Genomic DNA, 14,585 nt, shown 5'->3' with positions numbered 1-14,585 from the left:
GAGTTTACTATAGTTATAAAGTAATTACGAAGAGAGCGACTTTCTTATTTTTAATTTAATACTTTTCCACTAATATTTATGCAAGAATTTCTCAATTTGATAAAGCTCGACCAATTTCCGGAGATTGCTTTACGCTTTTCTGACGTTATCAGCTAACAATTCCTTCTCAAGTTTCTAGGCCAGTTCTATCCCGACGTTCTCGTTAGCAAGTGCTTAATCGTTACCTCACTAGGACACCTAGAAACATAGTTACTCATAGAAGTGTCTATGCTTTTTATATAACCTCTATCTATCATCTAAAAGGTACTGAGAAAACCAACGTAAATTTTGTTCCATAATCATAGCAGCCAAACCTGGTTCGTTAGCTTCATAAGCCATCCCTTTAAAGAGATACATCTCTGTATCGATCCCTTTATCTTTTAAGCCTCGGTACAGCTCATAAGCATTCGCACTAGGAACTCTTACATCTACTTCACCATGTTGAATTAGAGTTGGTGTACAGGCTGATGGGATATACGTGATTGGCGATGTAACCTTATAAACCTCGTCGTTATTAGAAGGGGGATTACCAAAATATGTACGAATGACATGCGGGATGTCTGTTAACGCATAATGTGTACGCCAATTGGTTATACCGCCTCCAACGGACACAGCTTTAAATCGATTTCCAAAAGTTGCACAGAAAGCAGCAATGTAACCTCCATTACTCCAACCCATAACCCCCACGCGTTCAGAGTTTACTAAACCTCTATCAATAAGGTCATCAACACCTGAAAGCACATCATCATAGTAAGCCAATCCCAATGTTTGATAATTTGCTTTTAAGAAATCATCACCGTAACCAGAACTACCTCTGTAATTAGGCTCCAACACAATAAAGCCCTTTTCTATAAATAATTCAATTGGATATTTCCCATTGAAGCAATCGGAGAAGATCGGAAAAGATGCCCAAGCAGGTCCACCATGCACGACTATTACAAGGGGATAAGCGCTGTTTGGCTGTATATTCACTGGGGTTGAGAGGACACCTTCTATTTCCAACCCATCACAACTTTTCCACGAGATTACTTCTCTTTTACTTCTTAAGCGTTCGCCAAAGATATTGTTTTCCGTAGTAATTCGCTCGTTGTTTAAGTAGACATCAGCGATTGCACCGTTTTCAGCTTTTAAATAAGATAAAGCCTGCCCGTCTTTCGTCGTCGACACACCCATTATACAGCCATCTTTACTCCATGTTTCAAGAACTCCATCGTCCGTTAATAGCCCTATCCTAACATTCGTTTTGTGTTGCCATTTTAGAAATATCCCTTTTTCAGTCCAACGTATCGGTGTGACGCTACTATCAATGTTGGTTACTGGTTGATTGGTGTCTCCCGTTTCTAAATCGAGTATTTCAATGGATTGATCCTGTATATGGTTCCGATAATAAGATTTCTCTCGTTTGCTTGCGGTATAACAGATCTTTTTTCCTTCAGGTGAAAAACAAATATCCCCTCCCAACAGTCTATTCACATTTAACTTCTTACGTTTTCTACTCTCCCAATTCCATACATAGATGTCACCATGTCTATCATCATCGTTGTTCGGTGTTGGTGTTGCTACAAAAGCAATCACTTGCCCATCTTCGGAAACCGTAAACTGTTTAAGGTGGAAATCTTCTTTATAAGTAAGTTGCTTAACAGTATGGCTTTCCAGATCAACATAAAAAAGACAGGCATATTCATCTACAACATACCGCTTCTCTTCTTTTAGTGAAGCGACATAATAAACTCCTTTCCCATCTGGAGCCCACTTAAAAGATTGGATGCCGCCAGTCTGATCGGTCAAGTTCATAACGCTTTGACCTTCAAAAGACTTTATAAAGAGTCTGTACGTTCGATTCAGGCCATCAGGTTTGAGATAAGCGAGCTGTGTAGAGTCCGGTGACCATTTAGGCGATAAACAGTTTGTAGAATCATCCATTAACATGACGGTCTTGTTCATCCCATACCCATAAGTCCAAATCTGCGTTTGATAGCTGTCCTCTTCCCAATTCGCTGTCTTTTTGACAAAGGCTATTTTGGTCCCATCTTCACTGAGAGTTAGTTCCGATAAAGCTGGTAATGATACTACTTCTTCTATGCTTAAGTAAGTTTTGTTATCCATTGCAACAGGCTCCTAATCGATTATCGTTACATAAATTTAGAATAGTATAAATTCTGATCAATTTCATAACCCCTATATTGTGCCATAAAAACGAACATCCACCTTATTTGGCAAACGCTTTTACCACAGGCACAAGCGCGACATCCGTTTGCGCTGCGCGATCACTTGCGCTCATGGTGTCTTCTTAGTCTCGGGCACGGTCTCAGCCATTTTCGCGTAAAATCTCGCTCCAATGACTTCAAACACGTGCTGTTCCCGCGGGAGTCGTCGCCAATATCTAAGGAGATAATCAAGAACTGTTACTATTATATCATCAACGATCGTTCGTTAAATTCTCTTTAAAAAGGAATGATGAAATTGACTCATTCAATTAGTAGTTCCTTTTATAATGACTGGTAAAGCCATGATTACGGCTATAGACTTAAAGATAACTTTCTACACATCATCAAAAACCCCTTTAGATCATCATATCTAAAGGGGTAATCTTAATTGATATTATTCTACCGTAACACTTTTCGCTAAGTTTCTTGGCTTATCCACGTCACAACCTCTGTGAAGCGCAGCATAATAAGCAATTAGCTGTGTTGGAATAACGGAAACAAGTGGCGCGATGATTTCATGGACACGTGGCAGCACAACCGCGTCGCCCTCTTGATCAAGGCCTTCCATTGAAATGATGACTGCTGCAGCACCACGGCTCACAACTTCTTGCACGTTTCCGCGGATACTTAAGTTTACGTGCTCATTCGTTGCTAGTGCAATAACAGGCGTACCTTCTTCAATAAGCGCAATCGTGCCGTGCTTAAGCTCTCCACCTGCGAATCCTTCCGCTTGGATATAGGAGATTTCTTTAAGCTTCAGCGCACCTTCTAATGCCACATAGTAATCAGACGCACGGCCGATAAAGAATGCATTTCTTGTAACAGAGAGATAATCCTTTGCAATCTTTTCAAACTCGTCTTTTTGGTTACATAGAGCTTCCATCGCATTTGCTGCAATGCCTAACTCTTGAATTGGATCAAAATCAAGCTCAATTCCTGATGAATAAGCAGTATCAACTGCAAGTAACGTTAGTACCGCCATTTGAGCTGTGTATGCTTTCGTTGATGCAACCGCAATCTCTGGACCTGCAAACGTATGAAGTGTGAAATCAGATTCACGAGAAAGCGTGGAACCAGGTACGTTTGTAATCGTTAACGTACGGTGACCTTTCTTCTTCACATCGACAAGCACACCACGAGAATCTGCTGTTTCACCGCTTTGTGAAATAAAGACAAAGAGTGGATTTTTTGATAATAATGGCATATTGTATAAAAATTCACTTGCAATATGCACTTCTGTAGGTTTATTTGCCACTTGCTCAAGCAGCTGCTTCCCAACTAAACCAGCATGGTAACTCGTTCCTGCTGCAATCACATATATGCGATCGGATTCTTGCATTGCTGCACGAATATCTGCATCTAAACGCGTTGAACCATCTTCGTGTTGATATTTTTGAATGATGTTACGAATAACAATCGGCTGCTCATCAATTTCTTTTAACATAAAATGATCGTATGTGCCTTTTTCAATGTCACTCGCATCAAGCTCTGCTGTGTAAGGTTGACGATTTTGTACTTCTCCATTAAGCGTTTTAATCTCAATGCCGTCGCGTTTCACAAGTACAAGCTCTTCATCCATAATCTCAACAAACTGATCCGTTACGTTAAGCATGGCCATGGCATCAGACGCAATTACGTTTACGCCGTCTCCAACGCCAATAAGAAGCGGACTTTTATTTTTTCCTACAAAAATCGTTTCTGGCTCTTCTTTATCGAGAAGCGCAATCGCATAAGAACCCTTCATCATAGAGAGTGCTTTGCTTACTGCATCTTCTGTTGTTAAGCCTTCTTTTGAAAGCTGCTCAATAAATTGAACAATCACTTCCGTATCCGTGTCACTATGAAGCTGTACATCTTGAAGATATTCACGCTTAATTTGTTGATAGTTTTCAATAACCCCGTTATGAACAAGGGTAAAGCGCTCTGTAGAGCTTTGATGTGGATGCGCGTTTAACTGACTCGGAACACCATGGGTCGCCCAACGAGTGTGTCCAATCCCTACAGTCGTTTCAACATCCATGTCAACTGCGTCACGCAATGTCGCAATTCGTCCTTTTTCCTTAAAAACATGCGTGCCGTCTTCTGTACGAACTGCAATCCCAGCAGAGTCATAGCCACGATACTCTAGCTTTTCTAGTCCGTTCAGTAAGATCTCTTTTGCATCTTCATTTCCGATGTAACCAACAATTCCACACATAATCCGTTTCCTCCCGATGTGGGAGTAAGACTCCGTAGGGGCAGACTTACCCCCACTCTTTGTTTTGTTTGTTGTTTGTGTGCGGCTTTTGTTTTTGTGCATTAAGTCACCTTAATGTTTTTTACAAAAGCTTGCGACTGTCACACGCAGCCGGAGGGAACCCGCCGATTGTCGATTAGCCCTCTTCCTCGTCAACTGATCTCTCGTCAGTCCTGGCGCTTGTTTGTACGCATCTGTTTCTCGTACAAGTTCCATATTATAGGAATGAAGAACACACGTCAATTAAGTTCAATGGTTCTTCACATTTTAATTTATGCGGTTCTTTTTATTTTGTGTCGATCCTCGCTAGAATCGTGTTAAACATCAGTAAAAAACCATCCTCCACGATTGGGAGGATGGGTTGTATCATGCACCGAGCTCAACTTTTACAACATCAACAATTCGATTCACGTATGTTTCACAAAGCTCATCTGTTTTCGCTTCTACCATAACTCGAACAAGTGGCTCTGTGCCTGAAGGACGTACAAGTACGCGACCTTCTCCAGCCATCTCTTCTTCAACTTCCGCAATGACAGCTTTTACTTTATCATTCTCTTTAACCGCATCACGATCCGTCACTCGAACATTAATTAAACACTGTGGAAAAGTTTCCATCTCACCAGCAAGCTCTGACAACGGCTTACCAGATTGTTTCATGATTTGAATGAGCTGCACACCCGATAAGAGCCCGTCACCAGTTGTGTTATGTTCAAGGAAAATGATGTGGCCGGATTGTTCGCCGCCTAAGTTGTAGTTCCCGTTACGCATTTCTTCCATTACATAACGATCGCCAACAGCCGTCTGTTTCGTCTGTATGCCTTTTGCTTCTAATCCTTTATGGAAGCCGAGATTACTCATGACCGTTGCCACTACCGTATTGTTGTTTAATTTCCCTTGCTCACTGAAATACTTCGCAACAATATACATAATCTGGTCGCCATCCACGATATTTCCTTTTTCGTCTACCGCGATTAATCGATCCGCATCACCATCAAAAGCAAGACCGATGTCTGCTTCTTTTTCAACCACTAGCTTCGCTAACCCTTCTGGATGAGTGGAGCCACAGCAGTTATTAATATTTGTACCATCTGGTGACGCCCCCATAGAAGAAATATCCGCTTCTAAATCAGCAAGGACATGTGTTGCAAGGGATGAAGCCGATCCATTGGCACAGTCTATCGCAACATGAATCCCTTCAAAATCGCCCTCTACCGTTTGCTTCAGAAATTGCATGTATTTTTGTGCGCCTTCAAAATAATCATTGATTTGACCGAGCGCACTACCAATTGGTCGTGGCATCGTATCTTCGCCATCAATTAACGATTCAATTTCTGCTTCTTGTGCATCCCGAAGCTTAAAACCGTCTGAACCAAAGAATTTAATTCCATTGTCTTCTACTGGATTATGAGATGCCGAAATCATCACACCTGCAGTAGCACTTAATTGCTTTGTAAGAAACGCCACGCCAGGTGTCGAAATCACACCTATTCGCATAACCTCAACACCTATTGAAATAAGCCCCGAAACCAATGCCGCTTCAAGCATTTCTCCAGAAATCCGTGTATCTCGACCAATTAAGACTTTTGGTTGACTCGCTTCTTTTGTTAGAACATATCCACCAGCACGACCAAGTTTAAAGGCAAGCTCAGGAGTTAACTCCGTGTTTGCTACACCTCTTACGCCGTCCGTTCCAAAATATTTACCCATGCAATCGCTCCTTCTTCTACAACTCACTCTTACACACTATTCGCTAAAGCGCAATACCGTTTCAATTTCATCAAGTTCAAACCGAATATAGGAAGGACCAGTGACGTTTAATGGAAATTCCTGGTCTCCAGCATGTGCACCCGATGCATCGACGCTTACTTGAATATCCTCATCAAGTAAATCATCCAATCTTGACTGCGAGCCAAATGCCGTTACATCAACTGTTTCTGGAGCCTCGCTATGAAAATTCACCGCAGCATCCGCGCCTGTAATCTCAATTGGAATCGATTGAAAAACAAGTTCCTCTTCCTCAGCGAGCGTAAAATCAACAGTCACTTGCTCTGGATCAATTCGCTCTACTTCATCCGGAACTTCAAGGGGGATAGTGAGTTCTCCACTTTCCTCAATACTTGTTAAATCAATCGGTTCACTCTCAACAAAGTCAACGGTTTCAATATCGTCCGCTGAGCCATATACGGTTACTTCATTCGGATAAATCGTTACATCCTCAAAACTTAATCCATCAGGCAATTCATCTTCTCGTATTAACTTAACGGGCACGAGTTTATTTGGACTCGTTAGTGGAACCGTAACGTTTACAAACTGTGGATCCGACTGAACATCCAGTTGATGCCCTTCTTCATTATAAAAATGGACAGGAAACTCATCTTCTATCGTTTCATCTGCACCTGTTAAATCTACATAGACATACACATCTTCAATTGCTTCGATGGTCTCTCGATTTGCTGTAACGTTCACATTGAGCGGACTGACAATAGGAGATCCTAACGAGTTATCTTCAGCAACATCATCTTCATTTTCGAGCTGTACATCCACAGAAAAAGAAGCCGTTTGGCGTTCTCTTAACGTCACAGATACCACCTGCGGTTCAATTGAAACCGACAGATCACTAGGGAAATTCCGATGGCTAACGGCTAGCTGATGCCTGCCCTCATCTTCTATGTCTGACGCATCTACAAACACTTCTGTTGAGCGATTGCTTGTAATTTGAAACAAGGAGATAGAGACTTGTGAACCTCGAAGTTCAACATCTACTGCTCCCGGTTCTTCAACAAGTTCAAACCGCTCTTCATCATAAATCACTTCAACAGACTCATCTTCAATCACAAATGGGGCACTAGGCGTGTCTGGTAACAAAGAAGGAGAGCCAATGTTGCTTTGATTCACCATAAAGAAAAGCATTAATGCAATAAAAAACGCCAAAATTCTTACAAACCAAATGCTATTTAACATTCTATCCATCTTTTTTACCTCCCCACTGCCAGCGTGTTTCGGTAGTTGTTGAAGGCTTTAATAAGTTTTGTTCCAACAAATCTTGCAGCTGTTCCTTTGTTAAATCTCGATAGAGCGTTCCTCTTTTTGAAATCGAAATCGCCCCTGTTTCTTCAGACACAATAATGGTGACCGCATCAGTGACCTCACTGACACCAAGGGCCGCTCGGTGCCGAGTTCCAAGCTCTTTTGAAATCGAACTATCTTCAGATAACGGTAAATAACAACCTGCCGCAAGAATTTTATCGTTTTTCAACACAATCGCACCGTCATGCAAAGGAGTATTTGGAACAAACAAATTTATTAGTAACTCTGAAGAAATATTCGCATTTAGCGGAATTCCAGATTCCGCATAATCATTTAAACCTGTTTCACGCTCAATTGAAATCAATGCGCCGATTCTTCGTTTTCCCATATAAACCGATGCTTTTACTAACGCATCGATCGTCGGCTTTAACGCATCGTCTTTTTGCGCAGAACGACTATTAAAGAGTCGACTCCGACCAAGTTGTTCAAGGCCTCTCCTTAATTCCGGTTGGAAAATAATAATAATCGCCAATAAGCCAAACGTAGCCGTCTGTCTTGTTATAAACTCTAACGTACTTAAGCCAAGAAAATTACTAATAAACCAGACAATAAAGATCGCAACAATCCCTTTAACAAGCTGAACCGCTCGGGTGCCGCGTATAATCATAATTAATTTATAAACAACATATGTAACAAGTAAAATATCGACAATTTGCCCGATATATACTAGCCACGGAAACTGATCAAGATTAGCAGAAAGCATATCCGCCCCTCCACATAAACAAACTCTTCTTTATACTTTTGACACAACTTACCATTGCTATACAAATCCGTGTCAAACGTTATCATTATACCATTATCTTCATATAAAGTTAAAGGAGTTCCCGTTTTACACAGAAACCCCATGTTCTTTTACGTTTGTTCTTATTTATATTCGTTATCTCGTACGAAAAACAATTTGATAAAACCAATGATTTCGCGATGACAAGCTCAAGCCCGATTATAGCTTACATTTCTTAATCATCAGCTGTCTCGATTAAGGAATCCAAACACATCGGTGAAAAAGCCTTTCGTGTTATACCAAATCCATGATAAAAACTGATCAACTTCCTCAATCTCTCCGGTTACTTGGTTAGGTGATGCATAGAGAGACTCCTTATTAAAAGAACTATTTAATAAGAGAATATCCCCGCGAACTTCTCCCTCAAGCTCTAACTCCCCATTCCGCACCATCAGATCACCTTCAATTACCGCACCCTCTGGCACAGTCACAACACCGGTTTCCTTATTAATGACAAATGGTCCATTACCCGATACAGCAATTCCGTCGTTTTGGTTCCAAGTCGAAAAGACTGCCGTGGACATCATTAGAAAAAACACTGCGGCAGCAACTAAAATCGGATGCTTCTTTAAGAACCGTTTCACTTTCGTTCCATTCTTCTTCTTTTTCGGCAGATTCGCCATAATACCTGCTGTAAAATTGGCAGGCGCTTCTATATGAGACGAACTTTGAATAAAAGCAATAGACTTCTTCAGTTCGTTTACATGTGTTTGACAATGGGAACACGTTTCTAAATGAGCATATAAGCGTTCCTTTTGCTCATGTGTTGCATCCCCATCTAAATAAATGTGTATCAGTTCATTGTAAGAATGACAGTTCATAATGTGTGCCACTCCTCCTTATTTAAACATGTCGCATACGTTTGCGTAACGCTTCACGACCGCGATGAATTCGAGTTTTCACTGTTGCAACTGGCAAGTCCATAACTTCACTAATTTCTTTTAAAGATAAATCTTCTAAGTACTTTAGAATAATAGCAGTACGATATTTAGGCGGTAAATGATTAATTTCCGATTGAATCCAATCCTGTAATTCTAACTGAACCACTTGGTCCTCTGGTAAATCATCTGTTGCAGCAAGCTGAGACTCATACGTGATCGCTTCCGTTCCTTTAACATTGTCCTGCAAATGAACATCTGGCTTCCGCTTCCTTAAACGATCAATTGCCACATTTGTAGCAATTCGAAAAACCCACGTAGAGAATTTCCGATTCACATCGTATTTATCTAGATTTGTATACACCCTGAGAAACGCCTCTTGCGCCACATCTTGCGCCTCTTGAGGATGACCAACCATCCGATAGGCGACTTGATAAACTTTGTCTTTGTACAAATCAACTAACTCTGAAAATGCTTGGTCATCACCCTGTTTAATTTCCAATATTAAGCGTTTTGTTAACGAATCCATGACATCCCCTACCTACATGTAACTTACGGAATACACTAGAATTAAGTTTCGTTTTTTATAATAACAGAAAAATTAACTTTTTTCTTAATTATGGAAGGATTTTTCTCTTTTTACACCGAATTGTTCCTTAATAAAGAAAGGGAGGTATGGCTATGTCGAATGCGCATCTTGTTTGTCCATTATCACGTTCAATTGAAGACGTACGAATGGAACTAAACGACTCAGCAACAGTGTATTCTTTAAACTCACCGCATATGTTGAGATTGAGTCGAAAGCTAGATAGCCTGCTCAATCAATACGAAAACCTTTCCAATACTCAAGCATAAATCAAATGATCTTTTCATAAAAAGAAAGCGACCACCCAGGTGGTCGCTTTCTTCTTTTCATATGGAGCCTAGCGGGATCGAACCGCTGACCTCCTGCGTGCAAAGCAGGCGCTCTCCCAGCTGAGCTAAGGCCCCTAACAAAAAACGACTTATACAAGTCGTTTTCGTATGAGCCATGAAGGATTCGAACCTTCGACCCTCTGATTAAAAGTCAGATGCTCTACCAACTGAGCTAATGGCTCGATGGCTGGGCTACCTGGGATCGAACCAGGGAATGACGGAATCAAAATCCGTTGCCTTACCGCTTGGCTATAGCCCAATCATAAAATGGTGGAGGGGGACGGATTCGAACCGCCGAACCCGGAGGGAGCGGATTTACAGTCCGCCGCGTTTAGCCACTTCGCTACCCCTCCACATTTGGAAAGTATGGTGGAGGATGACGGGATCGAACCGCCGACCCCCTGCTTGTAAGGCAGGTGCTCTCCCAGCTGAGCTAATCCTCCAATTTAGCTTCAGATAAGCGACGAATTTCTTTGACCAATCCATGTCTTTCAGTCGGTCATGTACCGATGTACACTCCCTTCTTCAAGCACTTTTTGTCCTCGAACTTCTTACTTCTCTTTGCTAATTATGTATGCCCGGCAATGTCCTACTCTCACAGGGGGAAGCCCCCAACTACCATCGGCGCAAAAGAGCTTAACGACCGTGTTCGGCATGGGAACGGGTGTGACCTCTTTGCTATTACCACCGGACTAATATTATGTACCCGACAGAAGCATATTGTAAACAAATAATATTACAATGACCCGTACGGGATTCGAACCCGTGTTACCGCCGTGAAAGGGCGGTGTCTTAACCGCTTGACCAACGGGCCGCTTACTGACAAGTTATATAATAACAAATTGATTTCGTCTGCGCAATAGTTTTTATATATTTTTTTAAATGAATTTCCTTGCCTAGTATAAACACATTTCTCGGCTTCTATTCACTTCTTTTAAATTCATTTGCCCAGATTTGTCGCCAAAACTGGATTTTCGCATAGGGTATATTATTCCTAATGCAAAGGTGGTGTACACACATGGGTTACTACGGCGGAGGTTACGGCTATGAAGGTTACGGCTACGGACCAGTAGGCGGTGCTTGTGGCGGTGGCGGCAGTTACGGTGGCGGATTCGCGCTAATCGTTGTCTTATTTATTCTTTTAATTATCATTGGAGCGGCTTACGTAAACTAACTCGTGCACCCCACATGCAGACGTTGAAACGTTTGTTAAACAACCGACTCGATTTAGAGTCGGTTGTTTTTAGTCTTTCTATAAACTGTCTCTACATAAATGATAGCCATGTAAAAATTTTTATTTTCCTATTAACTCTGATACCGTGACAAACGTATACCCTTGTTCTTGTAAAGCTGGAATAATCTCATCCAATGCATCAGCAGAATAAATTTCTGGGTTTTCAGTATCCACGTCACCACCATCATGCATTAATATAATACTGCCTGATTGCGTATTCGTTAAAACTGTCTCCGCCACTTCCGCAGCCGGAATACCAGACCAGTCTAGTGTGTCTACATCCCATCCGATAATAGAGTAGTCTAATGCAACAAGACGCTCTGTTTGCTCTCTCGTAATAAAGCCATATGGCGGACGGAACAAGCTCGTCGTTGATCCGGTTACACTTTTAATCGCTTCATTTGTTTGATTCACTTCTTGCTCAAGCTCTGCCACACTTAAATCCGTTAAGTTTGGATGCGAATATGTATGGTTGGCAATCTCATGTCCACCTGCCTGCACTCGACTAAGCAATTCAGGATCATCATTCACTCGCATACCTAACACAAAAAATGTTGCCGGCACATTGTATTCTTCAAGCTTATCCAACACTTGTCCTGTAAAGCGCGCATCTGGCCCATCATCAAACGTTAAAGCAATCTGGTTACTTGAACGATCCCCATTCACAAATACATTATTCGGAAACTCTCCTTGCAATTGCGGAAGCGGGACCGTTTGAGCTAGCGCTTCATTCGTTAAAAACGAACAAGCCACCAACAAACTGAGGATCAACATGATTCGATTTTTCATCATTACATAGGCTCCTTTTACGTGATATCTTTTAGCTTTTGTTAGAATGCACTTTTTTATGTCCATTTCACAAAAAAGAGCGATCGCCTTTTGACGTCGCTCGATCCTAACTATGTATGTTCCTTATTTTCCACGGTCTCGTCCACAACTTTTACATCGCCCATCTTTACGAAGTGGCGCATCACAGAAGCCACAATATTTGATGATTACCAATTCACCCATTTCTTCACCTCGCCACCCTTTTCCCCTTTGCTCTTTAGCCAAAACAAGAAAATCATTGTAAACTATAGAGAAAACAGGAGGAGGGTTGGCTTATGTCATTTACCGTGTATTACGATTACCACGACGGCGTCGAAGTTCCTATTTGGATTGTGGTTTCATTAAAAGAGGTCGACATCGACACAGACAAACAAACACTTACGCTAACGGCGCAAGCTCCCTTTCACAAGCAAGCACGAGAAGATTTTGACCCTGACCAATTGAATGTCACCGTTACGATGAACGAGCTAATGATTGGATCTTCGCCAAACACGTTTACGATTAATATAAGACCCATTCAAGATCGCTTGGAAGAACACGGCATAGCAATAGAAGAGATTGATGGTCTCATCTTGCTCGTTGCTGATGTAGAAGAGCTTCTACAATTTACCTTGTAACCCAACAAAGACACCTCCTCAACTAAAGAGAAGGTGTCCATTTTTCTAAGAAGGATCGTAAAAAATCGGTGCATTCGGTCCTAACTCCACGCCTAAGAAAATCCAGACTAAGAGCATAACGATCCATGAAAGTAAGAAGAAGATCGAGAAAGGGACCATTGTCGAAATTAACGTTCCTATTCCCATCTTTTTATCGTATTTTTGCGCAAATGCAATAATCATTGCAAAGTACGTCATTAATGGTGTAATAATATTTGTCGCCGAATCCGACACGCGGTAAACCGCTTGTGCAAGCTCAGGAGAATACCCTGTCTGCATCATAATCGGAACAAACACTGGTGCCATCATCGCCCACTTCGCAGATGCACTTCCAATAAAGAGATTTAAAGTGGCTGTAATTAAAATAAACCCGATAATAACTGGAATGCCATCAATATTAAGTGAAGTCAGCAATTCTCCGCCATTAATACCTAGAACTAGATCTAAGTTTGATTGGCCGAAGAACGACACAAATTGACCAGCCGTAAAGGCTAACACAATGAACATCCCCATCGACGCCATGGTGTCTGTCATCTGCTTTGCCACATCTTTATCGCTACGAATCTCTTTTGTTGTAATTCCATAAACAAGACCAGGAATTAAGAAAAGAATTAACATCACAACAACGAGTGAATCCATGAATGGCGAGTTTACAATTGGCATAGATGGATCATCGCCACGCATTGGTCCCCACTCAGGAACAATTAATAAACTCATTAAACCAGCCGTAATTAAGATTGAAATACCCGAAAATTGTAATCCTTTTTTCTCAACAGGTTTTAAACGATCAAGGCTCCCACGATAGTCTCCTTTATACTCACCTAGACGAGGCTCAACAATTTTCTCAGAAACCCAAGTCCCAACAATTGTTAATAGGAATGTAGAAGCAATGATGAACCACCAGTTCATCGCAATGTTCATTTGTTCCGCATATGCAGGGTCTATCGTAGCCGCAGCGGCCATCGTTAATTCCCCGAGCATTGGATCAGTTGCAGATAGTAATAAGTTTGCACTAAAACCGCCAGATACCCCAGCAAAAGCCGTTGCAAGTCCAGCAATCGGATGACGCCCCATTGCCGCATAAATCACAGCACCGAGCGGAGGAAGGACCACATAACCCGCATCAGACGCCACACTAGACATAATGGCAGCAAAAACAAGTCCCATCGTAACTAAACGACTTGGAATTGATAAAACAAAGCCTCTCAATGCCGCACTAATTAGACCACTTCGCTCACAAACCCCAATACCAATCATCGTCGCAAGCACAACGCCTAGAGGGGCGAAATTAATGAAATTATCAACCATACTTGTAAATATGTATGTAATTCCCTCACCAGACATCAGGTTGAAAACTTCAACAGTTTCTCCATCAACAGGATCTTGGACGCTTACATTAAAAGCTGACGCAACTGCAGATGCAATCATAACAACAAGCGCCAAAATCGCAAATAACGTAATTGGGTGCGGAAGACGATTCCCGCTCTTCTCAACAAAATCTAAGAACTTTTGAAACAGCCCTCGCCGCTTCTTCACACTTTGATTCTCTTCCATCTTACTTTATCTCCTCAATATAGTTAGAATAGAAACACCTTTCCCTTTATATGACAATTTGCGTTAAAAACCTACATGATTCATGATGCTTGTACACGTTACCATTGTCAATGAATTACCACTAAAAAGTAAAATTAAGACTATTAGCATAGTCACTTTGTTGCACGATT

Annotated in this window: 12 protein-coding genes, 6 tRNA genes and 1 rRNA gene; 3 read left to right on the top strand and 16 right to left on the bottom strand. The window is 41.5% G+C overall.

Annotation, left to right across the window (positions count from 1 at the left end):
- Positions 1-285: 285 nt before the first annotated feature.
- The 7 genes from ABC361_RS01125 to sigW all read right to left on the bottom strand — a co-directional run bounded on the left by ABC361_RS01125 (position 286) and on the right by sigW (position 9,757).
- Positions 286-2,145, bottom strand: coding sequence for a S9 family peptidase (locus tag ABC361_RS01125; protein ID WP_413072279.1), 1,860 nt, complete (start codon positions 2,143-2,145; stop codon positions 286-288).
- Positions 2,146-2,640: 495 nt separating this feature from the next.
- On the bottom strand, positions 2,641-4,443 hold the full coding sequence (gene glmS / locus ABC361_RS01120; protein ID WP_413072278.1) for a glutamine--fructose-6-phosphate transaminase (isomerizing): 1,803 nt from the start codon (positions 4,441-4,443) through the stop codon (positions 2,641-2,643).
- A 405-nt stretch (positions 4,444-4,848) separates the two neighbouring features.
- Complete coding sequence (gene glmM / locus ABC361_RS01115) at positions 4,849-6,189, bottom strand: phosphoglucosamine mutase (protein ID WP_413072277.1); 1,341 nt, start codon at positions 6,187-6,189, stop codon at positions 4,849-4,851.
- Positions 6,190-6,225: 36 nt separating this feature from the next.
- Entirely contained in the window at positions 6,226-7,452 is a 1,227-nt protein-coding gene (locus ABC361_RS01110; RefSeq protein WP_413072276.1) for a CdaR family protein, read from the bottom strand.
- Positions 7,445-8,272, bottom strand: coding sequence for a diadenylate cyclase CdaA (gene cdaA, locus ABC361_RS01105; RefSeq protein ID WP_099303370.1), 828 nt, complete (start codon positions 8,270-8,272; stop codon positions 7,445-7,447). Before cdaA ends, ABC361_RS01110 begins: the two co-directional genes overlap by 8 nt.
- Positions 8,273-8,532: 260 nt before the next feature.
- Positions 8,533-9,183, bottom strand: a complete 651-nt coding sequence (locus ABC361_RS01100; protein ID WP_413072275.1) for a zf-HC2 domain-containing protein — start codon at positions 9,181-9,183, stop codon at positions 8,533-8,535.
- Positions 9,184-9,193: 10 nt separating this feature from the next.
- Entirely contained in the window at positions 9,194-9,757 is a 564-nt protein-coding gene (gene sigW / locus ABC361_RS01095) for an RNA polymerase sigma factor SigW (protein ID WP_413072274.1), read from the bottom strand.
- Between the two features lie 152 nt (positions 9,758-9,909).
- On the opposite strand from sigW, the gene ABC361_RS01090 reads away from it, so the two are divergent.
- Positions 9,910-10,083 (top strand): aspartyl-phosphate phosphatase Spo0E family protein, encoded by a 174-nt coding sequence (locus ABC361_RS01090; RefSeq protein WP_099303374.1) that lies wholly within the window; start codon positions 9,910-9,912, stop codon positions 10,081-10,083.
- A gap of 62 nt (positions 10,084-10,145) precedes the next feature.
- Here ABC361_RS01090 and ABC361_RS01085 read toward each other — a convergent pair.
- From ABC361_RS01085 to ABC361_RS01055, 7 genes are all read right to left on the bottom strand, one after another.
- Positions 10,146-10,218, bottom strand: a tRNA-Ala gene (locus ABC361_RS01085).
- A 34-nt stretch (positions 10,219-10,252) separates the two neighbouring features.
- Positions 10,253-10,325 (bottom strand) — tRNA-Lys (locus ABC361_RS01080).
- Positions 10,326-10,327: 2 nt separating this feature from the next.
- Positions 10,328-10,402, bottom strand: a tRNA-Gln gene (locus tag ABC361_RS01075).
- A gap of 9 nt (positions 10,403-10,411) precedes the next feature.
- Positions 10,412-10,496, bottom strand: a tRNA-Tyr gene (locus tag ABC361_RS01070).
- Between the two features lie 14 nt (positions 10,497-10,510).
- A tRNA-Val gene (locus ABC361_RS01065) sits at positions 10,511-10,586 on the bottom strand.
- 133 nt (positions 10,587-10,719) lie between these two features.
- A 5S ribosomal RNA gene (gene rrf / locus ABC361_RS01060) occupies positions 10,720-10,835 on the bottom strand.
- A gap of 50 nt (positions 10,836-10,885) precedes the next feature.
- Positions 10,886-10,957 (bottom strand) — tRNA-Glu (locus tag ABC361_RS01055).
- A 204-nt stretch (positions 10,958-11,161) separates the two neighbouring features.
- Between ABC361_RS01055 and ABC361_RS01050 the strand changes: the two genes are divergently transcribed.
- Positions 11,162-11,317 carry a YjcZ family sporulation protein gene (locus tag ABC361_RS01050; protein WP_099303376.1) on the top strand — a complete coding sequence of 52 codons (156 nt, stop codon included), beginning with the start codon at positions 11,162-11,164 and terminating at the stop codon, positions 11,315-11,317.
- A 120-nt stretch (positions 11,318-11,437) separates the two neighbouring features.
- Here the strand turns inward: ABC361_RS01050 and ABC361_RS01045 are convergent, their stop codons facing one another.
- Positions 11,438-12,169: a polysaccharide deacetylase family protein gene (locus ABC361_RS01045; RefSeq protein ID WP_413072273.1), complete on the bottom strand. Its 732-nt coding sequence runs from the start codon at positions 12,167-12,169 to the stop codon at positions 11,438-11,440.
- A 311-nt stretch (positions 12,170-12,480) separates the two neighbouring features.
- Here ABC361_RS01045 and ABC361_RS01040 point away from each other — a divergent pair, with 311 nt between their 5' ends.
- Complete coding sequence (locus ABC361_RS01040; RefSeq protein ID WP_413072272.1) at positions 12,481-12,822, top strand: hypothetical protein; 342 nt, start codon at positions 12,481-12,483, stop codon at positions 12,820-12,822.
- A 45-nt stretch (positions 12,823-12,867) separates the two neighbouring features.
- Here ABC361_RS01040 and ABC361_RS01035 read toward each other — a convergent pair whose 3' ends face one another.
- Complete coding sequence (locus ABC361_RS01035; protein ID WP_413072271.1) at positions 12,868-14,415, bottom strand: AbgT family transporter; 1,548 nt, start codon at positions 14,413-14,415, stop codon at positions 12,868-12,870.
- Positions 14,416-14,585 lie beyond the last annotated feature (170 nt).

Source organism: Shouchella phoenicis (assembly GCF_047238345.1).
Classification (GTDB): domain Bacteria; phylum Bacillota; class Bacilli; order Bacillales; family Bacillaceae_D; genus Shouchella.
Note: the sequence above shows the minus strand (reverse complement) of the source record. Positions and strands in the feature narration are given on the sequence as shown.